26 protein-coding genes and 1 pseudogene are annotated in these 24,674 nt (G+C 58.8%); 11 read left to right on the top strand and 16 right to left on the bottom strand.

The features are described 5' to 3' along the window. Positions 1 to 1,233, top strand: coding sequence for an RNA polymerase sigma factor (locus DKY63_RS13470; protein ID WP_110964544.1), 1,233 nt, complete (start codon positions 1 to 3; stop codon positions 1,231 to 1,233). A 210-nt stretch (positions 1,234 to 1,443) separates the two neighbouring features. Here the strand turns inward: DKY63_RS13470 and DKY63_RS13465 are convergent, their stop codons facing one another. Continuing rightward, positions 1,444 to 2,298, bottom strand: a complete 855-nt coding sequence (locus DKY63_RS13465) for a LysR family transcriptional regulator (protein WP_110964543.1) — start codon at positions 2,296 to 2,298, stop codon at positions 1,444 to 1,446. Positions 2,299 to 2,387: 89 nt separating this feature from the next. On the opposite strand from DKY63_RS13465, the gene DKY63_RS13460 reads away from it, so the two are divergent. Then, on the top strand, positions 2,388 to 2,810 hold the full coding sequence (locus DKY63_RS13460; RefSeq protein ID WP_110964542.1) for a multidrug/biocide efflux PACE transporter: 423 nt from the start codon (positions 2,388 to 2,390) through the stop codon (positions 2,808 to 2,810). A 121-nt stretch (positions 2,811 to 2,931) separates the two neighbouring features. Here DKY63_RS13460 and DKY63_RS13455 read toward each other — a convergent pair whose 3' ends face one another. Beyond that, complete coding sequence (locus tag DKY63_RS13455; RefSeq protein ID WP_110964541.1) at positions 2,932 to 4,545, bottom strand: inorganic phosphate transporter; 1,614 nt, start codon at positions 4,543 to 4,545, stop codon at positions 2,932 to 2,934. 229 nt (positions 4,546 to 4,774) lie between these two features. Next, complete coding sequence (locus tag DKY63_RS13450; protein ID WP_110964540.1) at positions 4,775 to 5,797, bottom strand: transporter; 1,023 nt, start codon at positions 5,795 to 5,797, stop codon at positions 4,775 to 4,777. A 376-nt stretch (positions 5,798 to 6,173) separates the two neighbouring features. On the opposite strand from DKY63_RS13450, the gene DKY63_RS13440 reads away from it, so the two are divergent. After that, positions 6,174 to 7,799, top strand: a complete 1,626-nt coding sequence (locus DKY63_RS13440) for a methyl-accepting chemotaxis protein (protein ID WP_110964539.1) — start codon at positions 6,174 to 6,176, stop codon at positions 7,797 to 7,799. Between the two features lie 111 nt (positions 7,800 to 7,910). Beyond that, on the top strand, positions 7,911 to 8,357 hold the full coding sequence (locus tag DKY63_RS13435; protein ID WP_110964538.1) for a hypothetical protein: 447 nt from the start codon (positions 7,911 to 7,913) through the stop codon (positions 8,355 to 8,357). A 63-nt stretch (positions 8,358 to 8,420) separates the two neighbouring features. Here DKY63_RS13435 and DKY63_RS13430 read toward each other — a convergent pair whose 3' ends face one another. Together DKY63_RS13430 and DKY63_RS13425 are read right to left on the bottom strand one after the other, a co-directional pair. Further along, positions 8,421 to 8,729 (bottom strand): PepSY domain-containing protein, encoded by a 309-nt coding sequence (locus DKY63_RS13430; RefSeq protein ID WP_110964537.1) that lies wholly within the window; start codon positions 8,727 to 8,729, stop codon positions 8,421 to 8,423. A gap of 243 nt (positions 8,730 to 8,972) precedes the next feature. Then, positions 8,973 to 10,112, bottom strand: coding sequence for a glycerophosphodiester phosphodiesterase (locus DKY63_RS13425; RefSeq protein WP_110964536.1), 1,140 nt, complete (start codon positions 10,110 to 10,112; stop codon positions 8,973 to 8,975). Positions 10,113 to 10,278: 166 nt separating this feature from the next. Between DKY63_RS13425 and DKY63_RS13420 the strand changes: the two genes are divergently transcribed. After that, entirely contained in the window at positions 10,279 to 10,605 is a 327-nt protein-coding gene (locus DKY63_RS13420; protein ID WP_110964535.1) for a DUF2025 family protein, read from the top strand. Between the two features lie 126 nt (positions 10,606 to 10,731). Here DKY63_RS13420 and DKY63_RS13415 read toward each other — a convergent pair whose 3' ends face one another. Then, complete coding sequence (locus DKY63_RS13415; RefSeq protein ID WP_110964534.1) at positions 10,732 to 11,055, bottom strand: antibiotic biosynthesis monooxygenase family protein; 324 nt, start codon at positions 11,053 to 11,055, stop codon at positions 10,732 to 10,734. Beyond that, complete coding sequence (locus tag DKY63_RS13410) at positions 11,052 to 11,759, bottom strand: CTP synthase C-terminal region-related (seleno)protein (protein WP_110964533.1); 708 nt, start codon at positions 11,757 to 11,759, stop codon at positions 11,052 to 11,054. Before DKY63_RS13410 ends, DKY63_RS13415 begins: the two co-directional genes overlap by 4 nt. A gap of 15 nt (positions 11,760 to 11,774) precedes the next feature. Here DKY63_RS13410 and DKY63_RS13405 point away from each other — a divergent pair, with 15 nt between their 5' ends. After that, entirely contained in the window at positions 11,775 to 12,716 is a 942-nt protein-coding gene (locus DKY63_RS13405; protein WP_110964532.1) for a LysR family transcriptional regulator, read from the top strand. A 2-nt stretch (positions 12,717 to 12,718) separates the two neighbouring features. Here the strand turns inward: DKY63_RS13405 and DKY63_RS13400 are convergent, their stop codons facing one another. Both DKY63_RS13400 and DKY63_RS13395 read right to left on the bottom strand, forming a co-directional pair. Continuing rightward, positions 12,719 to 13,249 carry a DUF1003 domain-containing protein gene (locus DKY63_RS13400; RefSeq protein ID WP_110964531.1) on the bottom strand — a complete coding sequence of 177 codons (531 nt, stop codon included), beginning with the start codon at positions 13,247 to 13,249 and terminating at the stop codon, positions 12,719 to 12,721. A gap of 126 nt (positions 13,250 to 13,375) precedes the next feature. Beyond that, entirely contained in the window at positions 13,376 to 13,987 is a 612-nt protein-coding gene (locus tag DKY63_RS13395; RefSeq protein WP_110964530.1) for a TetR/AcrR family transcriptional regulator, read from the bottom strand. A 227-nt stretch (positions 13,988 to 14,214) separates the two neighbouring features. On the opposite strand from DKY63_RS13395, the gene DKY63_RS13390 reads away from it, so the two are divergent. After that, positions 14,215 to 15,273, top strand: coding sequence for an MBL fold metallo-hydrolase (locus tag DKY63_RS13390; protein ID WP_110964529.1), 1,059 nt, complete (start codon positions 14,215 to 14,217; stop codon positions 15,271 to 15,273). 131 nt (positions 15,274 to 15,404) lie between these two features. Continuing rightward, the gene (locus DKY63_RS13385) at positions 15,405 to 16,913 is read left to right on the top strand and encodes an amidase family protein (RefSeq protein WP_110964528.1); all 1,509 of its coding nucleotides are present in this window, start codon (positions 15,405 to 15,407) and stop codon (positions 16,911 to 16,913) included. A gap of 27 nt (positions 16,914 to 16,940) precedes the next feature. On the opposite strand, the gene DKY63_RS13380 is transcribed toward DKY63_RS13385, so the two are convergent. The 3 genes from DKY63_RS13380 to DKY63_RS13370 are packed head-to-tail and all read right to left on the bottom strand — an operon-like array spanning position 16,941 to position 17,980. Beyond that, positions 16,941 to 17,261: a helix-turn-helix domain-containing protein gene (locus DKY63_RS13380; protein WP_110964527.1), complete on the bottom strand. Its 321-nt coding sequence runs from the start codon at positions 17,259 to 17,261 to the stop codon at positions 16,941 to 16,943. Next, positions 17,254 to 17,616, bottom strand: coding sequence for a type II toxin-antitoxin system RelE/ParE family toxin (locus tag DKY63_RS13375; RefSeq protein WP_110964526.1), 363 nt, complete (start codon positions 17,614 to 17,616; stop codon positions 17,254 to 17,256). The genes DKY63_RS13380 and DKY63_RS13375 overlap by 8 nt, the downstream gene beginning before the upstream one ends. Before the next feature lie 46 nt (positions 17,617 to 17,662). Next, positions 17,663 to 17,980, bottom strand: coding sequence for a helix-turn-helix transcriptional regulator (locus DKY63_RS13370; RefSeq protein WP_110964525.1), 318 nt, complete (start codon positions 17,978 to 17,980; stop codon positions 17,663 to 17,665). A gap of 226 nt (positions 17,981 to 18,206) precedes the next feature. Here DKY63_RS13370 and DKY63_RS13365 point away from each other — a divergent pair, with 226 nt between their 5' ends. Continuing rightward, the gene (locus tag DKY63_RS13365) at positions 18,207 to 18,575 is read left to right on the top strand and encodes a hypothetical protein (protein WP_110967919.1); all 369 of its coding nucleotides are present in this window, start codon (positions 18,207 to 18,209) and stop codon (positions 18,573 to 18,575) included. 35 nt (positions 18,576 to 18,610) lie between these two features. Continuing rightward, positions 18,611 to 19,306: a DUF6933 domain-containing protein gene (locus DKY63_RS13360; RefSeq protein ID WP_110964524.1), complete on the top strand. Its 696-nt coding sequence runs from the start codon at positions 18,611 to 18,613 to the stop codon at positions 19,304 to 19,306. Between the two features lie 30 nt (positions 19,307 to 19,336). Here the strand turns inward: DKY63_RS13360 and DKY63_RS13355 are convergent. Beyond that, positions 19,337 to 20,295: pseudogene (locus DKY63_RS13355) on the bottom strand (hypothetical protein). Between the two features lie 208 nt (positions 20,296 to 20,503). On the opposite strand from DKY63_RS13355, the gene DKY63_RS13350 reads away from it, so the two are divergent. Continuing rightward, positions 20,504 to 21,322 (top strand): HNH endonuclease, encoded by an 819-nt coding sequence (locus DKY63_RS13350; protein ID WP_110964523.1) that lies wholly within the window; start codon positions 20,504 to 20,506, stop codon positions 21,320 to 21,322. Positions 21,323 to 21,520: 198 nt separating this feature from the next. On the opposite strand, the gene DKY63_RS13345 is transcribed toward DKY63_RS13350, so the two are convergent. The 3 genes from DKY63_RS13345 to DKY63_RS13335 all read right to left on the bottom strand — a co-directional run bounded on the left by DKY63_RS13345 (position 21,521) and on the right by DKY63_RS13335 (position 24,491). After that, entirely contained in the window at positions 21,521 to 22,084 is a 564-nt protein-coding gene (locus DKY63_RS13345) for a BRO-N domain-containing protein (RefSeq protein WP_110964522.1), read from the bottom strand. 355 nt (positions 22,085 to 22,439) lie between these two features. After that, positions 22,440 to 23,687, bottom strand: coding sequence for a ribonucleotide-diphosphate reductase subunit beta (locus DKY63_RS13340; RefSeq protein ID WP_110964521.1), 1,248 nt, complete (start codon positions 23,685 to 23,687; stop codon positions 22,440 to 22,442). 540 nt (positions 23,688 to 24,227) lie between these two features. Then, positions 24,228 to 24,491 carry a DUF2790 domain-containing protein gene (locus tag DKY63_RS13335; RefSeq protein ID WP_110964520.1) on the bottom strand — a complete coding sequence of 88 codons (264 nt, stop codon included), beginning with the start codon at positions 24,489 to 24,491 and terminating at the stop codon, positions 24,228 to 24,230. Between the last annotated feature and the right edge of the window lie 183 nt (positions 24,492 to 24,674).

Genomic DNA, 24,674 nt, shown 5'->3' with positions numbered 1-24,674 from the left:
ATGCCGGAGTCGGTGAAGGCGCAGGTCGAGCAGGTCTATCGCCAGGACTCGCGGCGCATCCTCGCGACCCTGATCCGCCTGCTCGGCGATTTCGACCTCGCCGAAGAAGCCTTGAACGAGGCCTTCTTCGTCGCGGTCGAGCGCTGGCAGCGCGACGGCGTGCCGGACAACCCGCGCACCTGGCTGGTGTCCACCGGGCGTTTCAAGGCCATCGATGTACTGCGCCGGCGCGCCCGGTTCGCCGCCTCGCGCCCGCTGTTGATCGCGCAACTGGAGGCGCTGGAGCAATCCGACTGGAGTGATGAAGATGTGGAAGACGATCGCCTGCGCCTGATCTTCACCTGTTGTCACCCGGCCTTGGCGGCGGACGCCCAGGTGCCCTTGACCCTGCGTGAAGTCTGCGACCTGACCACGGAAGAAATCGCCCGGGCCTTTCTCTCGGCACCGGCCACCATCGCCCAGCGCATCGTGCGGGCCAAGGCGAAAATCCGCGACGCGAAAATCCCCTATCAAGTGCCGTCCCTGGCGGAATTGCCCGAACGCCTCGACAGTGTTTTGCGGGTGATTTACCTGGTGTTCAACGAGGGTCATTCGGCGTCCATCGGCGCCCAGGTCACCCGTGAGGATCTGACCCGCGAAGCGATTCGTCTTGGGCGTTTGTTGATGGAGTTGCTGCCGGAGCCGGAAGTCATGGGGTTGCTGGCGTTGATGTTGCTGCACGAATCGCGGCGGGTGGCCAGGACCTCAGCGAGCGGCGAGTTGATCTTGCTGGACGAGCAGGACCGCACCTTGTGGGACGGCGAGATGATCGCCGAAGGTTGTGCACTGGTGGAACGGGCGCTGGGTACTCGCGGGTTCGGCCCGTATTGCCTGCAAGCGGCGATTGCCGCGGTGCATGCTGAAGCGCCTTCGGTGGATGAGACCGATTGGGTGCAGATCGTCGGGCTATACGACGTGCTGCTGCGGGCGGTGCCGTCGCCGGTGATCGAGCTGAATCGGGCGGCGGCGCTGTCCAAACGCGATGGGCCGCTGGCGGGGCTGGCGTTGGTCGACGCGATTCTGGATCGCGGAGAGCTGCTTGATTACCACCTGGCGCATTCGGCGCGGGCGGAGTTTTGTCGGCAGTTGGGGAGGGTAGAGCAGGCGCGCGAGGCCTATGAACGGGCGCTGGAGTTGACCCGACAAGAGCCGGAGCGGCGGTTTATCGAGGCCCGGCTCAAGGCGTTGGAGTGATGTGTTTCCACTGGCCTCATCGCGAGCAGGCTCGCTCCCACAGTTGAAGTGCATTCCCTTGTGGGAGCGAGCCTGCTCGCGAAAGCGGAGTGTCAGACGCCATCAATGTTAAATGTGCTGGCCTCATCGCGGGCAAGCCTTGCTCCCACAGGTTCGATGCAAATCCTGTGGGAGCAAGGCTTGCCCGCGATGGCGTCCGACCAGACACCGCTATTCCAGCATCTTGCCCAACAACCAGCTCCCCGCCGGCCCCGGCGGATTGAGCCGCGACCACAACGCATCCACATACACGGTTTTCGGCCAGCCACGCACGGACAGTTCCTGCAACGACCCCGGCCCGAAACGCTCCACCAGCCAGCGCGGCAACGGTGCCCAGCCGAATCCGCCCTGGGCCATCTCCAGCAGCATCAGGTAACTGGGCGCCGACCAGACCCGGCCCTTGGCGCGGCTTTCATACGGGTTGACGATGGTCGCCAGGCGTAGCTCACGATGCTGCTGCAGCACGTCCTGATCGATGTGTTCGAGCGTGGCCAGGGGATGCGCGGGCGAGACGAACAGGGCGATGTCCGTGCGCTCGTCCACCGTCGCGTTCATCAGGTCCGGCGGGTAGCTGTCCTGCATTTCGGCGAATGCCACATTCGCCCGACCGCTCTGCACCAGCGCCACCAGGTCGTCGCATTCGGCGATCAGGCATTCCAGCTCCAAATCCGGGTAACGCTGCTCGAAGGCACTGAGTGCCGCTTCGAAGCGGTCGGACTGGTAGGTGTCGGACAGCGCCACCGTCAGCTTCGCCTCGACCCCTTGGGACAGTTGGCTGGCGGTCATTTCCAGGCGGCCGGTGGCGGCGAGGATGTCCTCGGCCCGCTGCAACATCACGTGCCCGGCCGGGGTGAGCGTGGGCTTGCGGCTGCTGCGGTCGAACAGTTCCAGGTTCAGATCGATTTCCAGGCTGGCCACCGCAGCGCTGATGGTCGACTGGCTGCGGCCCAACTTACGCGCCGCGGCGGAAAACGAGCCTTGGGTCGCGGCCTGGACGAACGCCTGCAACACTTCCTGGGACGCCATGAACTATCGCCTTGATCGATGGTTATTGGTTATGAAGTATCGGTGTGATGTCGGACCATGGCAACCACACACACTCAAGGGAGTCGGCCATGACTGCCAACAAATCCATCACTGAACGTATTTTCCAGGCCATCGGTTTCGAGCTGCTGGCCATCCTGATCTGTACCCCGTTGCTGGCGTGGATCATGGACAAACCGATGCTCGACATGGGCGTCGTGACCATCGCCATGGCCGCGCTGGCGCTGGCGTGGAACGTGATTTTCAACGGTTGGTTCGACCGCGTACTCAAACGCTTCGCCATCGCCCACAACGCCTGGACGCGGGTGGTGCATGCGCTGATGTTCGAAGGTGGCCTGGTGGCCCTGGGCGTGCCGCTGATTGCGTGGTGGCTGGATATCAGCCTGTTGGAGGCGTTCGTGCTGGATATCGGCGTGTTGCTGTTCTTCCTGCCGTACACCTACGTTTACCACTGGGTATACGACGTGACCCGTGCCCGCCTGGTCAACGCATAACCCTGTAGGAGCGAGCCTGCTCGCGATGGACTAGAGAACGCAGTGGAGTGTCAGGCACCCAGCGTTATCGTTGACGACCATCGCGAGCAGGCTCGCTCCTACAGGTTGAATGCGCTGTTCTTTAGAACAGCTGGGTGAACAACCAATACAGGCTGCCCGACAACAAAATCGCCGCCGGCAAGGTCAGCACCCACGCCATCAACAGGTTGCGGATGGTCTTCATCTGCAACCCACCGCCATTGGCGACCATGGTCCCGGCCACCCCCGAAGACAACACGTGGGTGGTCGAGACCGGCAACCCGAACATGTCGGCCGCGCCGATGGTCAGCATGGCCACGGTTTCCGCCGAGGCGCCCTGGGCGTAGGTCAGGTGGGTCTTGCCGATCTTTTCACCGACCGTCACCACGATGCGCTTCCAGCCGACCATGGTGCCCAGGCCCAGGGCGATGGCCACGGCGATCTTCACCCACAGCGGAATGAACCGCGTCGAGCTGTCGATCTGCTGCTTGAACAGTTGCAGCTTGCCGCTGGTGTCAGCGTCGAAGTTGCCAACCTTGTTCTTGTCCATCAGGCGAATGGTTTCGCTGGTCAGGTACATGTCGTTACGCACGTTGCCCACCGCTTCGGCGGGTACTTTGGACAGCGAGCCATAACTCTTGACCTGGGCACCGATACTGCCGGTCAGCGCCGCGAGCGCCGGCACCAGTTGCGGCGTCGCTTCCTTGCTGCGCACGTATTCGGACAGCACCGGACGCGGATCGGCCGGAGCCGGCAGCGGTGCGCTTTTCACCAGCGCTTGTTGGGTGACTTCCGCCACGGCGGCGAACTGCAAGGCCTGATCGGCCGGCATGGTGCGGTTCAGCGCATAGGCCATCGGCAGCGTACCGACCAGGATCAACATGATCAGGCCCATGCCTTTCTGGCCATCGTTGGAACCGTGGGCGAAGGACACGCCGGTGCAGGTCAGGATCAGCAGACCGCGAATCCACCACGGCGGCGGGGTGTTGCCTTGCGGCTCCTTGTACAGCGCACGGTTTTTCACGAAGGCGCGCAAGGCCAGCAGCAACAGCGCGGCGCAGCCGAAGCCGACCAGCGGCGAGAGCAGCAGCGCATAGCCGATCTTGGTCGCCTGCGCCCAGTCCACGCCACTGGTGCCGTCGCGTCCGTGCATCAGGGCATTGGCCACGCCCACACCAATGATCGAACCGATCAGGGTGTGCGACGACGAGGCCGGCAGGCCCAGCCACCAGGTGCCGAGGTTCCACAGGATCGCGGCGATCAGCAGGGCGAAGATCATCGCGAAACCGGCCGAAGAGCCGACTTGCAGGATCAGCTCCACCGGCAGCAGGGCGATGATGCCGAACGCCACCGCGCCGCTGGACAGCAGCACGCCGAGGAAGTTGAAGAACCCGGACCAGACCACCGCGAAATTTGGCGGCAGCGAGTGGGTGTAGATCACCGTGGCCACGGCGTTGGCGGTGTCGTGGAAGCCGTTGACGAACTCGAAGCCCAGGGCAATCACCAGCGCCACGCCGAGCAGCAGGAACGGTGTCCAGGTGGTCACCACCGTGCCGAGTTCGTTCATGTCGCGCATCAGGCTGTAGGCGGTAAACAGCAGCCCCATGGCCAGTACCGCAAAGAAAATCACGAGGGTGAGCAGGCCGGGTTTTTTATCCAGATGAGGTCTACCGCCTGCGACGGGCGCTTGGGCGGTGGAGAAAGAAGGCGTAGCCATACCGGGCATTCCTGAGGAGGGAAGGGGTATCCGCCATGATCATTGCGAAATGTTACAGGGAGGCTGTTCTGGGTCAGGGTTTGGGCGTTTTTTGGATCCGTTGATCCGAATGTGCCACGGCCCCTGTAGGAGCAAGGCTTGCCCGCGATGAACGATAACGCGGTCATCTGATAAATCGCGTTGCCTCAATCGCGGGCAAGCCTTGCTCCTACATGAGGCGGTGATGAGTTCAATAATCCCGCCGCTTGCGAAACGCCCAACGCCCGGCAATCACGGTGAAGGTCGCCACCAGTGCCACCAGAATCCAGAACCCTTCCGGATCCTGGGCCAGCGGCACGCCACCCACGTTCATCCCGAAAAAGCCGGCGATGATGTTGATCGGCAGCGCCAGCACCGTCACCACCGTCAAGGTAAACAGCGTGCGGTTGCTCTGTTCGTTGAGGTTGGCGGCGATTTCTTCCTGCAGCAGCTTGATGCGTTCACCGAGCGCCGTCAGGTCGTTGATGATCAGCGCGAACTCCTCGGTGGATTTGCGCAGCTCCTTGACGTCTTCCTTTTGCAGCCACGGCGGCGGGCGGTTGAGCAGGCGCAGCAGCGAGCCCGGCTCCAGCGCCAGCAGCCGTTGCAGACGCACCAGCACCCGGCGATTGGCGCCCAGCTCGGCACGGTTGGTCGACAGGCGTGAGGACAGCAGCTCGTCTTCCACCTGATCGACGCTCAGGCTGGTCTTACGCACGATCTGGGTCAGCACTTCACCCTGATCACGCAGCAAGTGCACCAGCAATTCCAGCGGCGAACGAAAGCGCTCCCCGGCCTTCACCGAGGAGCGCAACTTGTCCACCGAATGCAGCGGCTGCAGGCGCGCGCTGATGATCAGTTTGCTGCGCACGCACACCCACAGCGTCGAGACATCGGACGAGACCATGCTGCTGAGGTTGAACACCACATCGTTGACTACCGCCAACAGCGCCGAGTCGACATGCTCGATGCGCGTCGAGCGCGAGCCTTCGTGCAGGGCTTCGAAAAACTCGTCGGGCAATTCCAGGTGGCTCTTCATCCAGCGCTCGCACGCGGCGTGGGCGAGGTTCAGGTGCAGCCAGAGGAATTCTTCGCTGTCGTCCGGCTGTTGCAGGCATTGCAACGCCCTGGCCGAATCGATTTCCTGCCCGCGTTCGCCGGGACGGAAACTGAACCCGTACAGCAAACCAAACAGATCAGGGTCGCGATGGCTTTGATCGAGGCTGTGGTTCATGAGGACTCGCAAGGTGGGAATGTCTCCTGTAGGAGCGAGCCTGCTCGCGATGAACGCAAGGGCACCGCGTACATCCAGTTACGCCGCGTTTTCGTTAACGACCATCGCGAGCAGGCTCGCTCCTACAGGTGCAGTTCAGGCACGGGCACAGGGCGCATCATCGCAAGGCCAGATGACGGTTTTGTGACGAGAAAATGAATACAAACGATTGCCATACCGGTCGTCGGATTCGGCTCAAGAACCGCTCTGGCACGCCGATCTCGGGGAGGTTACAGTGCGCGCCGCGCGGCCGATGGCCGACACCGCAGACAGGGATGTCCGGACACTTTTCACGCTCTCCAAGGGCGTGTCTCATTCCTGCCATGAGTACCTTCCGATGTCTTTGCAAAAGTCCCTGAGAGCGCAAATTCTCGCCCTGTTGAGCGGCAGTCTGATCGCGATGTTGTTGATTGCCCTGGCCTGTTTTCACTTTCTCTCCAGTGGCGTGCAGAGCTACGCCAACCTCATCGAAGGGCCGCTGCACACCTCGCAATTGATCGACGAGGCCAACCTGCAATTCAAGGTGCAGGTGCAAGAGTGGAAAAACGTCCTGCTGCGCGGCAAGCAACCGGCGGACCTGGACAAGTACTGGAAGCAGTTCGAGGAGCGTCAGGCCGATGTGCAGGGCATCCTCGGCCAACTGGCGGGGCAGCCGGGTATCGAGGCGTCCCTCAAGGCTCGCATCGAGCGGCTGCGTGATGAGCATCGCCAGTTGGGCGCGGCTTACCGCAAGGGTCGTGATGCCTACGTGGCGGCCGGTGCCGATCCAACGGCGGGCGACACTGCCGTCAAGGGCGTGGACCGCGCCACCAGTGAGCAGATGAGCGAACTGGTCAGCGAGTTGCGCAAACAGGGCGCCGAGCAATCGACGCTGATCAGCGCCAGTGCCGAGCGCACCGTGCTGTTGGGGATCATCGTGATGCTGGCCTCGGGGCTGCTGATTGGCCTGCTGAGCCTGTGGCTGGTCAACCGCCACCTGGTCGAGCCGATTCGCCGTTTGATCGACTACGTGGCGCAACTCAGCCAGGGCAAGTTTGCCGATCGCGTGAGCAGCAACCGTCAGGACGAACTGGGCAAACTGGCGATGGCCGCCAACACCCTGCGCGATTTCCTTGCCGAAACCTTCAATCGCCTGCAACGCAGCGCCTCGGATCTGGACAGTGCCAGTGGCGAACTGAACGCCATCGCCACCGTCATGGCCAACGGCACCAGCGAGCAGTTCAACCGCACCGATCAGGTGGCCACGGCGATGAACGAGATGTCCGCCACCGCGCAGGAAGTGGCTCGTCATGCCGCCGATGCCGCGCGTGCCGCCGACGATGCCGACCAGTCGGCGCAGCAGGGCGAGAAAGTCATGCACGGCACCATTCACACCATCACCCAGATGCGCGGTGAAATCGCCAACACCGCCACGGTCATCCGTCAGCTGGAAACCGACAGCGGGCGCATCGGCAAGGTGCTGGAAGTGATCCGTGGCATTGCCGAGCAGACCAACTTGCTGGCGCTCAACGCGGCCATCGAAGCGGCGCGCGCCGGTGAAGCCGGGCGCGGTTTTGCGGTGGTGGCCGATGAAGTGCGCAGCCTGGCCCAGCGCACGGCGGCGTCGATCATCGAGATCAACCAGATCATCCAGACTGTGCAGACCGGCGCGGTGGATGCCGCCCAGGCGATTGAAAGCGGCCAGTCGCGCAGCGAAGAAAGCGTGCAGCAGGTGACCGAGGCCGGCGCCATGCTCGAGCGCATTACCCTGGCCGTGGAAGCCATCCGCGACATGAACCGCCAGATCGCCACCGCCGCCGAAGAGCAGACCTCGGTGGCCGAGGACATCTCGCGCAACCTCACCGAGATCACCAGCATCGCCAGCACCAACCTGGACAACGTGCAGCGCACCGAAGCGGCAAGCAACAACCTGCATGGCCTGTCGGGGGAGTTGAACCAGGTGACGGCGCGCTTGAGCGCCTGATGAACACCGCTGTGTACCGACTTGCTTACCGAGTCGGTACACAGTCGATCTCAAGTGCGGGTTGTGGACGTCGATGATCAGGTGAAACCGAACCCGTAACGGAGTACCAGCATGGTCAGCATCACCAACATTTCGATCCCGCAAACGACGTTGAATACAGCCACCAAAGTCGCCAGCAGCACCGATACCGAAGGCACCACGGCAACCTCCGCCACTTCCGCAGCTGCCGGCGCTGCTGCCGACAGCACCAAGGCCCCGGCCGGCGGCGCACCGGCGTCGGGTGACAGCAGCTCCAGCAACGAAGAATCCGATGCGGTTAAAGAGCTGCGCAAGCAGATCGCCGAGCTGCAAAAGCAGATGCAGGAGCAGCAGCAACAACTGCAAGCAGCCCAGGCCAAGCGCGAAGTCGATGCGGCCAAGGCCAGCGAAGTGGCGGCGGCTCAATCGCAGATCGCAGCGACTTCCGCCTCGTTGCAGAGCGCTACGGCGGCGTTGTTGCAGGCGCTGACGGATTCCTCTTCCAGCACCTCGGGAGCGCTGGTCAGCACCACGGCCTGATCAATCATCCAGACGTAAAAAAGCCGCACGATGCGAACATCGTGCGGCTTTTTGCTGTGTGCATCAGTGGTCTTTCTTGTTCTTCAGGACTTCGCTGGTGGTGGCGTTCAAATCCACGTCCCATTCAACGCCTTGGGCGTCCTTCAACTCGACTTCGTATTCGTAGAGGCTGGTGTGGTTGTCCAGATCGCTGTCGGTGATCGTTGCGCCCGGGTGCAGCTTCATCACGATCGCATTCAGTTCTTCCAGCGGCTTGATCTTGCCGTCCTTGACCAGTTGAGGGATCTGGTCGACGGGAACGTCCTTGGCCTGGGCCAGGCCGGCGGAGAGGGTCAGGGTGGCGGCGGTGAACAGGGCGGTCAAAGTCTTCATAAGGTTCGTTCCTTGGGTGATCTGTTTAAGTGAGATCAGATTAGCTGTCGTAACTTAATCCACCCTTAAAACCCCAGGCCGTACCTCTGTAGGAGCGAGCCTGCTCGCGATGAACCCGAGAACGCCGCGGGGTATCAGGCTTCCCGCGTTATCGTTGACGACCATCGCGAGCAGGCTCGCTCCTACAGTTGATCTGAGGTGTGGGAGCGAGTCTGCTCGCGAAGCAGTCACCACGGTCCCGGATCAATACCCATTGTTCTTCAATACCTGATCAACACTCGCCGCCGCCGGGCGTTTATAGAACTTCAACAACTCGCTGGCGCGGTTGGTGAAAATCCCGTCGACGCCGGCATTCATGACCTTCTGGTAATCCACGGCATCGTCGACGGTGTAGACGTGCACCAGCATCCCCTGATCATGGGTGTACTGGTTCATCCACGGTTGCACCAGATCCGCATAACTCTGATCTCCACCTTGGGTCAGCGCAGCAGATGGGCCGGTGCCGATCGCGCCCTGGGCCTTGGCGTAGTCGACCCAGCGCTGGAATTCGGCTTTGTCCCTGGGCTGCTGTTTGGCATAGAAAGCGGCTTTGTCCTGCTCGCCGGACTCGGCAAAGCTGACCTTCGAGGCCGGCTCGATATTGCCTTCGCCCACCCACAACAACAGGATCTTCGGCACCTTCGGCATTTCCTTCTGCAGCAACTCCAGGCTGCTCTTCTCGAAAGTCTGCAAGACCACCTTGCCTTTGCCTTGACCGACCGCCAGCTCGCGCTTGCCCAGTTTGGAACCGGCCGGGCTCAACCAGCCACGGTCCTGCAGTTTCGCCCGCAGATCACGCTCGATGCCGGGAAACTGCTTGGGCTCCTTAGTCTCGATGTACAGGCCCGGCTGGTGCAGTGGATTGCCCTGGGCGATGTCGATGATTTCATCCAGGGTCAGGATTTTCAGACCGGCGAAGGAAGGCCGTGCGCGATCCGGGTAGGCGGCGTTGAACCAGCGCCCGGCGTCGAGGGTTTTCAGCTCGGCCATGGTGAAGGCATTGGCGGGGCTGTCCTTGCGCTCGGGGAACTTGCTCGCCACGTCGGTGGTGCGTTGCAGGTTGTTGTCGTGCAGGGCGAACAGCACGCCGTCCTTGCTGCGCTGCAGGTCGAGTTCCAGGTAGTCGGCGCCCAGATCGCGAGCGGTCCTGTAGGCGGCAGCGGTGGATTCCGGTGCATCGTAGGACGCGCCACGGTGAGCAATGACGGCCGGATGAGGGATGCCCAGGCGATTGGCGACAGCAGCGGGATTGGGCGCGCTGGCGGCCTGGGCCTGAGTCTGGATTTGCGTCAGGCCGAGCAACAGGCTCAGCAGCAAAGCGTTTTTGGTGAAGGTTGCAGGCATGGTCGAGTTCCTTTCGCGAAGTGTTCAAAGACGTCCCTTTTAACAACTGAGCGTGGCAGGCGCTATCGCGAGACCGACATAAAGCCGTTTAAAGCTGATGCTGATCAGGGTTTGTGTGCGCGGGTTTGCAGTAGCCTTGACCTCGATCTTTTTTGTGAGGTTGACCATGCGCATCACTTCCCAGCTCATCTGCCAGGCGGCCGACGGACTTCAGGGTTTCGTCGGCCTCAATCGCAAGACCGGGCACTACATTGTGCGTTTCAGTGAGGACTCGTTCGGCATGGATGTGGCGGATGACGGCATCATGCCCGCCAGTGAATTCGTCTGGGTCGCGGGGCCTGAATCGACCATGACACTGAAGCGCGAGTTGATTCAGTTGTTGCTGGACCAGAACATCGATGAGCGGATCAACATCACCGAGCCGTTGCGGGTGTACATGAAGCGGCGGGAGGTGCCGGAGATTTCGGCGGTGCGGCGGGTGGTGAAGGGCTGAGAGTTTGCGGTGCCTGTGATGGCCTCTTCGCGAGCAGGCTCGCTCCCACATTGTCCGTTTGAACTATGGAGATCAACTGTGGGAGCGAGCCTGCTCGCGAAGACGGCCTGATAAACACAACATCAACTACAGACTGAACCCATAATCCCGCTCAACCCTGCACACCCGCGTCTGACACCGCGCATACCAGGTCGACCGCCCCCGCTCGCGAATCGCGGTGTGCTCGGGATGATGCGTCCACGCCAGAATCGCTTCCTCACTGGCCCAATACGACACCGTAATCCCCTGCCCGTCTTCACCCCGCGCCGATTCCACGCCCAGAAACCCCGGCTGTTCACGCACCAGCTCCAGCATCCGCTCGGCCGCTTCGCTGTAACCCTGGTCCCCCTCCGTGCGCAACGAGGTAAAGATCACGGCGTAATAGGGGGGCGCTGGCGTATTGGCAATCATGAGCGGCGCTCCACACAGGCGTCGACCAACGCCCGAACCAGCGGCGGCAGGATGCCTTTGAGGGCCGCACGTTCTGGTTGAAACAGGGTGGTGACGAAGAACGGATGCCCCTTGAGTTCCATGGCCCGAAGCCCCTCGTCTGAATCGTGCCCCACAGGTTGCAGGTCGTATTGGAACAGGGCCTGCTCGAACGCCGGATTCACGCCATATCGGCAGCGATAGCCTTCACGAATCTCGGACGTTTCATACGCCTTGGCGATCAGAGAACCACCCAACAAATGAATGCTGTCGACCGCTTCCACCAGCGAGCAGGTGAGCGGCGTAATCAAGGCGCGCTCGGCGTCGGGTGATGTTTCACCGTGCTCGGCATCCGCCCAACCCAACACATTGCGCGCATATTCGAGCGCGGCGTGCTGGAAGCCACCGCAGGTGCCGAGGAACGGTCGTTGCTGCTCGCGGGCAAACCGGATCGCCTGTAATGCGCCGTCCATGCTGCGGTAGGGGCTGGCCGGTACGCACCAGAAGCCATCGAATTCGTCGAGTGGGGTGTCGGCGCGAATGGTATCGGTGCCCAGCCATTGTCCCTGCACGTTGCGGCCGCTGTGTTCGGCGGCCATGCCGAGGGCGACGGGGATGGCCTGGTGGGCGGTGACTTGCGGGTCGTGATCGCCGATCAGGGCGATGCGAATGACAGGGTTTTCCATGTTTCGCCTCTGCGCTTGTTGGTTCCTGGCGTCCACTATAGATTGGCGTTCACGCACTCAATATGGGCATTTCCCCAAGTGATCAATGCACCGGCGCACTATCGTCTGGACTATCCCGACCTCGCCCTGATCCTCGCGCTGGTGCGCGGCGGCTCTCTGGCGCGGGCCTCGCAGCTGATGAAGGTAGACGTCTCGACGGTGTTTCGCGCCGTGCGTCGACTGGAAGGCGCGTTGGGCCAACAGCTGTTCGAAAAAAGCCGCGCCGGTTACTTACCCACGACCCTGGCGCAAACGCTGGCCGAGCAGGCGCAACGGGCTGAACAGGCACTGGAAGCGGCGCGCATCGGCGTGGAGCAGGGCGGCGAAGTGATCAGCGGCACCGTGCGCCTGACCTGTACCGATTCGGTCCTGCAGGGTTTGCTGCTGCCGGCGCTGGCGCGGTTCATGCCCAACTATCCGGCGCTGACCATCGAGCTGTGTACCTCCAACGATTTCGCCAACCTCAGCCGCCGCGATGCCGACATCGCCCTGCGCCTGACTCGCACCCCGCCGGAACATCTGGTGGGGCGTCGTCTGGCGGACATTTCCTACCGGGTCTGCGCCAGCGCGAGTTATCTGCAATCGGTGAATGCCGAAGACCTCGCCGGATTGACCTGGATCGCCCCGGATGACTTCCTGCCCGATCACCCGACCGTGGCCTGGCGCCGTCAAGCGTTGCCGGGTGTGGTGCCGGGTTATCGCTGCAACAGCATGCTTTCGGTCACTGAACTGGTGCGCGCGGGGCTGGGCGTGGCGGCGTTGCCGGATTTCCTGATGGGCGGGGATTTATGTGCGTTGAGCGAGCCACTGGACGGTTACGACACTGCATTGTGGCTGCTGACCCGCCCGGATTGCCGCGCCTTGCGCTCGGTGGTGACGCTGTTCGACGAGCTGGGGCGGGCACTGAAGTTGCCCTGAAGCTATTTGGTTTCTTCCTTGCGCACGAAATGCTGGTGCATCTCCGAGGTTAGGGTTTCGATGCGTTCGGTCAGTTCCTTGGTCATTTGCGTCAGCTGGGTGTTTTGCTCAAGCAGCTGCAACAACTGCGCGGTGTTCTGCGCCGCCTGCACCTGACGCTGACTGTTGAGGGTCGCCAACTCTTCGCGGTGCTTCGCATCGGCTTCGGACTGGGCCTTGTCCCGCGCGGCCTGGCGGGTCTGGGCCAGCAGAATCAGCGGCGCGGCATAGGCCGATTGCAGGCTGAACGCCAGGTTGAGCAGGATGAACGGGTAGACATCGAAATGGGTGACGCCGAACAGGTTCAGGCACACCCACACCGCCACGACTACCGTTTGCGCGCCGAGAAAGGTCGGGGTGCCGAAGAACCGCGCGAAGGCTTCGGCGCGCAGGGCAAATTTGTCGGTGCCGAAGGTGGGGCCGAGGTGGGCATGGGGATGAAGAAAACGCAGGTGATGATCGACGGGGGCGTTGTCGTTGGGTTCGTGATTCATGATGATCTCTGAAGGTCGCCGGGACTGAGGTTCACTATAGTCCGGCGTCAGTTTCATCCTGAAACACATTGGCCGCGCTCGGGTTGGAGTCGATTGCGCGGCCGATCATCACGATAACAGTGTCATTTATTGCACTTGATAGCAGGCCAGAAACATCTCCAGCGCCGAGTCCGCCACCTTGTCCCGCTCCTCGTCCGACAGCCCGGGCATGCCCATGGAAATCTGCGGCCAGAAGGCGAAGGATTTGAGCAGGCCGTGGATTTGCTGGGCGGCGAAGTCGGGGGCTACCAGCTTGAGTCGACCATCGGCCTGGGCGCCTCGAATCCATACGGTCAGGCCTTCCTCGTGTTCACCCATGCGCGCCACCATGCTCTGCGCGCGTTCAGGGGAGTGGATCGCCGCGGCAATGGCGACCCGCGCCAGGTTGAGGAAGTTTTCATCGTCGAGCATTTGCAGTTTTGCCAGCAGCAACGGGCGTAGCTGCTCGCGTAGGGGCAGATCGGGGCGATAAGGGGTCGACTGCTCGGCCGTCACCCGGGCCCATAATTGATTGAGGATCTCGGCGAACAACTCTTCCTTGCTGGGGAAATGGTTGTACACCGTGCGCTTCGACACGCCGGCGGTGGCGGCGATCCTGTCCATGCTGGTGATGTCGAAACCGTTGGCACGGAATTCGGCGATCGCGGCCTGGATGATCGCTTCGCGTTTACGGTCGGTGAGGCGCTGTGGAGCTGTCATAAATACGCTTCGGCAGGGTAGAGAGAAAAATTACACTCGGTAGTTTACTTGTCATCGGCTTTGATGCAACCTTGAAACTACACTGTGCAGTGTAATGTTTTGTTAATCCTGCGCAGTAGAAGATAGAGATTCAGAAATAGAAAGTTCGGCTGATGCGTGCGTGCCTTGGCCATCTATCCACAAAAGTGAAACCGTGAAGCGTGCGGTTTTTCTGGAGTTTTTCAGTCATGGCCCATTCAACGTCCCCGGCGGAAATCGCTGCCACACCTGAAGCTTCCCGTCACACAGAAGGGCAATTTCGCAACCATGCACCGGTCAAGCGCGAAGGCTTTCGCAAAACATTGCGCATCCTGTGGAACGTGATCTTCAACAAACCCCGCGACACCCGCCCCAGTGCACCAGTGCCGGTGCAGCCTTTGACGCAAGCGGCGCTGATCGCCGCACCGAACCACAGCGTCTATCGCCTTGGCCATTCCACGGTGCTGCTCAAACTGCGCGACAAATTCTGGATCACCGACCCGGTGTTCGCCGAGCGCGCCTCGCCCGTGCAATGGGCCGGTCCCAAGCGCTTCCACCAGCCGCCCATCAGCCTGGAGCAATTGCCACCGATTGAAGCGGTGATCCTGTCCCACGATCACTACGACCACCTGGACCATCAGGCGGTGCTGCAACTGGCCGACAAGACCCGGTACTTCCTCACCCCGTTGGGCGTGGGCGACACCCTGATCAAATGGGGCATCGACGCCAGCAAGGTCCGGCAACTGGATTGGTGGCAAGGCACGGAAGTCGATGGTTTGCGTTTTGTCGCCACGCCGTCGCAACACTTTTCCGGTCGCGGCCTGTTCGACGGAAACAGCACCCTGTGGGCGTCGTGGGTGATGATCGACGGTGACACGCGGATCTTCTTCAGCGGCGACAGCGGCTACTTCGATGGCTTCAAACGCATCGGCGAACAGTACGGCCCATTCGACCTGACCCTGATGGAAACCGGCGCTTACAACGTCGAATGGCCGCACGTGCACATGCAGCCTGAACAAACCCTGCAAGCACACCTCGACCTCAAGGGTCGTTGGTTGTTGCCGATCCACAACGGCACCTTCGATTTGTCGATGCATGCCTGGTACGAACCCTTCGATCGCATCCTGGCCCTGGCCTGGGAACGAAGCGTGTCGATCACCACGCCGCAAATGGGGGAAGCCTTCAACTTGATGTATCCGCGTCGGGGCGAGGCGTGGTGGTTGGCGGTGGAACAGCCTGTGTTTGAGGATCAGAAGAGCGTCGGTTGAGGCGGCTACAAGCCGGAGTGAGCATTCATACGAGAGGCCGTGAGCGGGGATGACGGTCAATTTGCGCTGCTTCGGTAGGCTGAAAAACGGGTGACATCAGTCACCCGTTTTCAGTTATCGAGGATGCAAACATGGATGTGAAATTGAACGGCTGCATGAAGCGGCTGACCGGGATTGCCCTGCTGTCGTTGGTTATGAGTGCGGCGACTGCGGCCCCGGAAACACGGCTTGAGTATTTGAGTGTCGATGAAATCAACCAGAGGATGGGTCGTGGTGAACTGACCTCCGCCACGCTGGTGCAGCACCTGCTGGAACGGATCGAAAGGCTGGATAAAAACGGACCGGCGATCAATGCGGTGATAGAGCTGAACCCAGATGCACTGGCCATGGCCCAGGCAATGGATCAGGAACGAAAGGGCGGCTACATTCGTGGGCCGTTGCATGGCGTTCCAGTGTTGCTCAAGGACAATATCGACACCTCCGATCAGATGCAGACCACTGCCGGCTCCCTGGCAATGGTCGGTCAACCTGCCGCAAAGGATGCGTTTATCGTGCAGCGGCTGCGGGTCGCTGGAGCAGTGATTCTCGGCAAAACCAATCTCAGTGAATGGGCTCACTTTCGAGATCCGGAGATTCCCAGCGGCTGGAGCGGGCGCGGCGGACAAACCAAAAATCCGCATCTGTTAAGTGGCGATCCGTGCGGCTCAAGCTCAGGTTCAGCCGCCGCCGTCGCTGCAGGCTTCGCACCGCTGAGTGTTGGAACGGAAACCGCAGGCTCGATCATCTGCCCGGCTTCCATGAACGGCGTAGTGGGTGTCAAACCCACGGTGGGGTTGTTAAGCCGTAGCGGCATCATCCCGGTGACTCACAAGCTGGATACGCCCGGGCCGATGGCGCGTACGGTTCGCGAGGCGGCGCTATTGTTGAATGTCATGACGGGGGACGATCCCGCCGATCCAGTGCCAAAACCCCGTGAGTTGAAGGGGCTGGATTACACCGCGTTGTTGCGCTCCGAAGCATTGGTCGGCAAGCGCATCGGCTACCCGGCCAAGTTTGATCGCAGCGGATTGCCATTGCTGGGCGATCCCCAGTTTTCCAACGCTCTGGAACGCATGCAGGCGGCTGGCGCAACCTTGATCCCCGTGGACCTGATCGACCCGCTTTCCGAGCGGGTGGAGGAGGCTTTTCAAATGGGAATCAAGCGTGACTTGCCTACTTACTTGGCAACTCGAACAGGTCTTACTGCTCGGACGCTGGATGAACTGCTGTCGCTGAATGCTGCTTCCAACGATGGTTACAACCAGGGCACGTTGCTGGCCGCCGGTGCCATTGCCTTCGGCGAACAAACCTACAATCAGCTCTGGCAAAACATCCAAAGCGAAAACGCCGCGGCCATCGATCGGCTACTAGTAACGTATGAATTGGCTGCGATCGTGTCGGACGTCGAATCACCCGCCATGAACATCGTGCCGCTGGCAGGTTATCCCGGCATCATGGTGCCGACCGGTATGGACGATGAAGGCGTCCCCACCTCGATTTTTTTCTTCGGGCCTCGCTGGAGCGAAGCGAGGCTTCTAGTGTTGGCGTACGGGTATGAACAGATAGCGAATGCGCGGCGCACGCCAGGGTTCAAACCGTAGGAAAAGGACAAACCGGGATTTACCACTTCAACTGAAGACCACCTCAAGACGGCCCTCTTTGCGTGAACGGGGGGCCGATTTGACGACGATCTGCACGTCGCGCCCGAGCAACAGAAGGCACTCCATCATCTTGGCCTCACTGATTCCTCGAAACTTTCCACGCAACATCTCGGACAGCTTGGGTTGTGACAGCCCCAAAATTTCTGATGCCTGAACCTGGGTCAGATGACGGGCCTTGATGATTTCCCCAATCTTTGCCGCCAGCTGGGATTTGACTCGCATTTCGCTGGCATTGGGGGTTCCGAGGTCTTGGTAGACGTTGCCGCTGCTTTCTTCGATATCAACCATTACTCATTCCTTTCGCATGATCCTGCGCTGCTTGTAGCCTCTTTCTGATCAGATCGATGTCGCACTGCGAGGTCTTGATACCTGTAGTCGACTTTTTCTGAAAGCAGTGCAGAACATAAATGGCGCTACCGAAACTGACTGTGTAAACGGCGCGGTAAGTGTTCGTATTGAAGTCCTCTATCAACTCAAGGACACCAGCACTTCCGAAGCCCCTTAGCGGCTTGGCATCTGAATGTTTCTTGCCGCTTTGTGCCAGATCGAGAGCGTGACCAAAAACATCCTGTACATCTGTGGGCATCTGCTTGAGGTCTTTCTTGCTGCTTCCAACCCACAGGAGTGACTTCCTTGTACTCATGCGAAAATATACCTATATGGGAATAATCGTCAATCGATTAACCGCTTCACTCCACCATCGCAAAATCCGCCCGCCCCACCGGATTCGGCGTAGATCCCTTCACATTCATCCCACGCCCCGGCGCAAACCCCGGGAAGAACACCAACCCTTCCGATTCAAACCGATACGCCAACGCCAATCGCGTGACATCCAGCACCTCACGTTTGGCTTCAAAACGCTCAATCGCCTCCACCGAAACCCCGGCCTCCCGGGACAACTCCTCCACACTCCAGCCCAGCATCGCTCGGGCCTGTGCGCAGTGGGTGGGGGTGAATTGGAAGAGGGCGATACGCTCCAGGGTGATTTTCATCGCTTGAGAGGCCATGGTGTTCTCCGGGCTCGGGGTGTTGGTTCAAAATATACTGTGTTTTTGTACAGTTGTTTTGAGCGCGGATCAAATGCATTTTTTGGTTTTTTCTGTTCCAGCGCATCCAACCGGACAGACGGTGTTCCTCTCTTTGCTCGAGAAAAAACTGATTTTTGAGTTGGTGGGAAAGTTTTTTTCGCAACAATCAAGCTTTCCGCTACCCGAAAGCTTGCAGGAGAAAACCATGTCGATCGCTGAAAGTGACTGGAAGAAATTCAAGGAACTGAGAAGGATTGCGCTCGATCGTTTTTGTCAGGGCGTTCTGGCCGATGCCAAGGCGATCGCTCAGCACGGCGCGCTGTCCGCTCACGCTCGTTATGGAATGCTCTACGGTCTGATCCAGGACCGAAACAAGGACATGTACCGGGCATTCGACGCGAACAGCCAATCCCGCTCGAGTGCACTCAGAGGATTGGCTTTGTTTGTCATGCATGACTTGTTGACCGAGGCGGAGCTGTCGACGCTCAGCGAAGATGCCCGCGATTACATCTCGGGCGTTGTTCGCCAACCTTATGAGCTTGTATGGGTTGATGAGATCGTGCGGCAGGACTGACAACCAGACTTACCTTCCTCTACCAGAGAAACAGGATGCTGATCTTCAACTGCAGCGAAGCGGCCAGTAACTTCTTCAGCCGTGTGCACAAGGGCAAGAAAATCACCCCGGTGGAGAAACCGCCATCACCCGTTATCGAGGACGATGAGGCGAGTGAATTCACCGAACAATGGCTGGTCTATGCCACCACGGTGCAACGCAAACATGTGCTGTACGTCATCCATGTGCAAACCCGCTACTGCATGATTTTCGCGGATGCGAAAAAAGCGGATATCGATGGTTTCATTCGACGTTTTGCCAACCGTTGGCTGGAGGGGCTAGTCCAGCATGCCGGGGACCATGACATCCTGCGCTGGGTTGATCCTGAGCAGATGATGGAAAGTTTCCAGGAGGGTTGCCGCGAGTACGCCTTTTACAAACGCGGCCATCGTGGTGCGCAAAAACATATCAATGAGATCTCATGGGTTTTCGAAGATTGCGCCGCCGAATGGGGGACTTTACCTTCTGACGAGTTTTCAGCCGGACGCTTCGATGGCGATATGAATGACACCCCCCGAGGCAGCAAAGGCCACAAGGACTTGTACTACCCGGATGAGGAAATGCTCGCCCACTGGTTGCACCGTTACTGCGGGCTTGATGAGTCAGGCATTAACGCCGCCCTTAAGCGTCGTATGGAAGTGAAGCGGGAAATACGGGCGCTCAAAGATCAACTCAGACGCCAGGAGCAATGAGCGATTGAGATATCGTTGGAGGCCGGCCGCTCAGCCCTCCAGTCCAGGGACCTCACGCACAATCAAGTGATCCAGGTTCTCGATATCCGCACTGAACACCCCGAACGTCTGCTCGGGGTTTTTCTTGCTCGGCACCTGCTTCAATTCCGGCGTCACTCCATAAAAGAAGCAATACAACTCACGCCCTCTTTCAATGGCGTGCTTGATTCCTCCAGAAACGCCTTGCGCTTACGATAGCCTTCGATCAGCTTCTTGCTCAGGTAAACATTGACCGAGTACGGCTTCTTCTCGAACCAGACCTTCTTCTCGAAATCGATGCGAAAACTCTGGATGTAATCCTTGAACTCCTTGATCCGTCCCCAGTAAATCAGCCCATTGTTGTCCTGCAGATACTCGATCTTCTTGAAGAACGCCCCGTAACTGGCCGTGTGCTCACCGATCTTCAACGGCATGCGCTTGAGCAGTTCCTTGTCCTCGAAGTTCGAGACAAAACACTCCACGGGATGGGCGAACACGCTGGTCTTGTCCGGCGCCGTTTCGCGGCTCGGGTGCTCTGTGTTGTCAGATGCAGAAGCAGGCTTCGGCGCAGCTCCCACATCATTCACCGCGACCGCAGAACTCGACGGCTTACGCACATACTCACGCCGAGTCAGCAACAACTCCGACGGAAAATGCTCCTCACGCCCGTCATCTGTTTCCGTCTCCACACCCGACGCCGACGCCCTGAGACTGCCATAAGGACAATCCACCACATGCCGCGTGCCGGGCGTGTTCTTGAAGTGCGGGGTGCGAACGTAATTCACGTTCTTGGCGTTGAACGTGGTCAACACGTTTGCCGCATCGAACGCCGAACGACAGGCGTCGTTGGGGCACTGGAAGTGTTCTTTGGCGGAGTCGAAGGTGATGGTTTCGTCGAAATTCAGATCGCGTACGTCGTAGATCGACAGCTTGGTGTCGAGGCTTAGGCAGTAGGCGAGGTCGAATTTCATGGGGGGCTCAGTCCTTCGATGGAGGGGGCGTATTAATAGCGGGTGGAGGGAAATGGCGCATCTGTTGATTCAAAGTCGTTGAAATCAATGCCTCCAGATGGAGAGCCCTCTTCATTTCCATATCAAGAGCTGTAGTCGTGTTCCGTTATGCGTGTAGGAAATTTCCTGTGATTTGGTAGGCTTCATTCTCCAATAGGAGGATGAATGGATGCCAGCGGTCATTGCCGAAAATGATGAATCGAAGTGGGCTGACGAAACAGGTTTGCTTTACCACTTCCCAAAGCAGTACAGAGCGATCCTTGCCGAAGGAACTGCCGTGCTTTATTACAAAGGAAAAATGACGAACAAGGCTTTTGGGAATAAACGCCTTAGCGCCAATCCTCATTACTTTGGCGTTGCTCGAGTTGGAAGCATTCATGCAGATAAAAACAGCACGAAGGGAGATTTATTTGCCGTCATTAAGGACTTTAGGCCTTTTGAAACTGCTATTCCCAACAAGGTAGGTGGAAATTACCTCGAGCCAATTCCTCCAAAACTCAAAGATAACTACTGGCGTAACGGTGTCCGAGCCATTGATCAAAGTGTATTCGACAGCATCTGCTCCCTAGCGGTGTTAAAGCCCGAGGAGATCGACGATTACAACTTGAATGATCATGAGCAGGAGTTTGAGACTACAGTCACCGGCGTCGAAGGGAAAAAAATCACCTATTTTGGTGTGAGGTACGAACGCAGTCCAAAGCTTCGACGGCAGGCGATAGCGATTCATGGGGTCGTATGTAATGCCTGTGGTTTTGATTTCGAGAAGGCTTATGGCGAGCATGCGAAAGGCTTCATTCATGTTCATCATGTGAGGCCCATTTCAGAGTTTCAGGAAGACCAAGCAGTCGATCCAGCAACCGACCTGATTACACTCTGTGCGAACTGCCACGCGGCTGTTCATAAGAAGCCCGATAACCTACTTACCGTCGAGGAATTGAAAGGCATGCTTCATGGCCGGTGGGTTTTCGAAGATTTGGCCGATAGTTAGGTGAGTCTCGGGAAGTTGTCGAGGATCTAGGAAGTTCGGGGATTCAAAACAAAGCTCCTATGAAAGCTTTGCTCAACACCTGTAGGTCGCCGAGGGTTGGTAACCCTCGGCCGACACGGAATAGCTATTAAAATTATCAGCGAAGTTTCCTACCAAAAATTAGTGATGGATTCCACGATTGAATCTATTCCCTATCACTCATCCCATTGAACGCTTCGACGATTGAATCAACTGCACAACTCTCCGCCACCACGGTTTAGCCGCAGGTACCCGCGGCTGCGTTCGATCGTTCAACCAGAACGGCATGTCCCGCAACCGAATCCAACCTTCATCCTGCCAATGCAGCAAGCTTAGCGACATCTCCGGCCAATCCAACACACTCAACATCGGCCGGTCCGAATTTTTCGAGGGCTCTGCATCGCGCAAGGCCGGCACCACCTGATGGGTCAACCACTCACGCAGCAATCGATTCCCAGGAATGTAGTGATAAACCAATAGCGCGTACACGCCTGACTCGCTGAGCATCAGCTGTTCTTCTGGCTTTCGGAAATACTCAATCCAGCAAATGCGACGCTGGTCCTTATCCAGCTTGCTGACCATGCGATCGCTCAGATGGATACCCATCAAACGACCGATGTCACGCGCACAGAACCAAGGCTGGTTTTCAAGGAGGAGGGCGTGGAGGGCGAGGTTATGGCGGGTGAAAATTGCCGGATCGAAGGGCTCATGCACGATCCAACATTGTGGGCTTTCTGCAGGCATATCCTTTACCTCTACGTGCGAAGTTGAATAAGGCCAAAACCCGACGTAGAGGATTTAAGAAACTCCAACAAACTGATCCTTCTGCACATAGAGCGTTCATGGCTGATACCAGCATGCGTTCGATGTGATGAAAATCAGTTTCTACGTTGGGCGTTTCTTAGGCACCTGCGCAAATCGTAGAGCTGCTTGATGTAGCTCTCAATACAGATCGTGCTGGAGTTTTTGTAGGAGGTTTAGCTGCAGGGGAGATTGCGAGTAAGAGTTTTCTTACCCCAATAAAAAGCCCCGATCAGATCGGGGCTTTTAGATGTTCGATTTGCCGATTTACATCGTCAAATCGTGGCTAGCTCAGGAATCAATCCCAGCTCAGCGCACCACCGGTTTGGTATTCAATCACCCGAGTCTCAAAGAAGTTCTTCTCCTTCTTCAAGTCCATGATCTCGCTCATCCAAGGGAACGGGTTAGTCGTCCCTGGGTACTCTTCCTTCAAACCGATCTGCGACAAACGACGGTTAGCGATGAACTTCAGGTAGTCCTCCATCATCGCCGCGTTCATGCCCAGTACGCCGCGAGGCATGGTGTCACGCGCGTATTCGATTTCCAGCTGAGTACCCTGCAGGATCATCTGGGTCGCTTCTTCCTTCATTTCGGCATCCCACAGGTGTGGGTTTTCGATTTTGATCTGGTTGATCACGTCGATGCCGAAGTTCAGGTGCATGGATTCGTCGCGCAGGATGTATTGGAACTGCTCGGCGACGCCGGTCATTTTGTTACGGCGGCCCATGGAGAGGATTTGGGTGAAGCCGCAGTAGAAGAAGATGCCTTCCAGAACGCAGTAGTAGGCGATCAGGTTGCGCAGCAGCTCTTTGTCGGTCTCGACGGTGCCGGTGGTGAATTTCGGGTCGGAGATCGAGCGGGTGTACTTGAGGCCCCAGGTGGCTTTTTTCGCGACCGATGGGATCTCGTGGTACATGTTGAAGATCTCGCCTTCATCCATGGCCAGCGATTCGATGCAGTACTGGTAGGCGTGGGTGTGGATCGCCTCTTCGAAGGCCTGGCGCAGGATGTACTGGCGGCATTCCGGGTTGGTGATCAGGCGGTACACGGCCAGGACCAGGTTGTTGGCAACCAGGGAGTCGGCGGTGGAGAAGAAGCCGAGGTTGCGCATCACGATGCGGCGCTCGTCGTCGGTCAGGCCTTCCGGGTTTTTCCAGAGGGCGATGTCGGCGGTCATGTTGACTTCTTGCGGCATCCAGTGGTTTGCGCAGCCATCCAGGTATTTCTGCCAGGCCCAGTCGTACTTGAAAGGTACGAGTTGGTTGAGGTCGGCGCGGCAGTTGATCATGCGCTTTTCGTCAACGGCGACACGGGCGGAGGCGCCTTCGAGTTCGGCCAGGCCTTCGGCGACGTCGAGGGAATCCAGGGCAGCCTTGGCGCGGGCAACGGCGGCGGAGTCAGCAGCGGTCACGGCGCGAGCTTCCAGGGCGGCGGCACCGCCGGCGCTGTCGAGACGGTCCATGGTGGCTTCGGCAGCTTGGCCAGCGTTGGTGCTCTTGGCCACTACTTCCGTGTCTTCTTTGTCGAATTCGTCCCAGCTCAGCATGACGTGTCGTCTCCTGCGTGAGGGCCAGTTGCCCGTGTGAAATGGATGGTCTGTTTTTCACACGGCCGTACTGGCCGCGTTGGATAGCGTTTTTTGCAGCGGCACGCGCAGGCAAATAAACATAATTTCGTACGGGCTCCGAGAGCCTCTGAGGGGGCGCGGAAATCGTTGAGGACGTCCACGTGGGCTTCAGACTGACTGCCGTCCCTGTAAGGGAATATTGCAGGCCCGTTTAAGGCGGCATTATAGGGAAATTTTTCCGGCCGTGGTGGGGCGAATCCGCGCACGGGGCGGCCGAGGGGGCAGGTTTTTCGGCCAGAGCGAGAGTTTATGGGGCTTTGGCGGGAGAAGAATTTTTTTCGGAAAAATGGCTTGACTCAGGGATTGCTCAAAAAATGAGCGGAAAAAGCCATTTTTTACTACATCTTGTGTTTTGGATCGGTTTTCGACGACTCCAGACACAACTGAGCCCGACCGAAGTCGGGCTGAAATCGAGCCTGAGCGCTGAGCGCAAAGGTGGCCGATTCGGTGCAGTTTTGATCAGCCGCCGGAGCAGCCGTTACCCATGACGCTGTAGCGCAGAATATGACGCTGACCGTTAGAGTCGTCGTATTCCATTTTCGCCGGAACAACTTCACAAACATTCGGAACTTCGCTCATGGAGATAACTTTGGCGATGTCCAGGTTCATTGAGTAAGTGTATTCCTCGATGGCCGGTTGTTGCTGTGCGACATCAGTCTGAATCTCGTCTGCCATGGCGGTTGCGCACAGGCTGGTGAGGGCCAGAACCAATAAAGCTTTCATTTAAGTTTTACCTTTTTGAGGGCGAAAGGGGTCACGCAACCTTTTTGGGGTTGCGTGTGTAACTGCACTACTGGATGTGGGTTAACTGCCTTCGTGGGGGCTGTAACGTGTTAACTCGGTTGCCGGGTTGGCGAGGCAGATTTTAGGGGCGGGGGATACGTTCATATAGACGTGGTTCTGATA

It is taken from the genome of Pseudomonas putida, assembly GCF_003228315.1.
Classification (GTDB): domain Bacteria; phylum Pseudomonadota; class Gammaproteobacteria; order Pseudomonadales; family Pseudomonadaceae; genus Aquipseudomonas; species Aquipseudomonas putida_S.
Note: the sequence above shows the minus strand (reverse complement) of the source record. Positions and strands in the feature narration are given on the sequence as shown.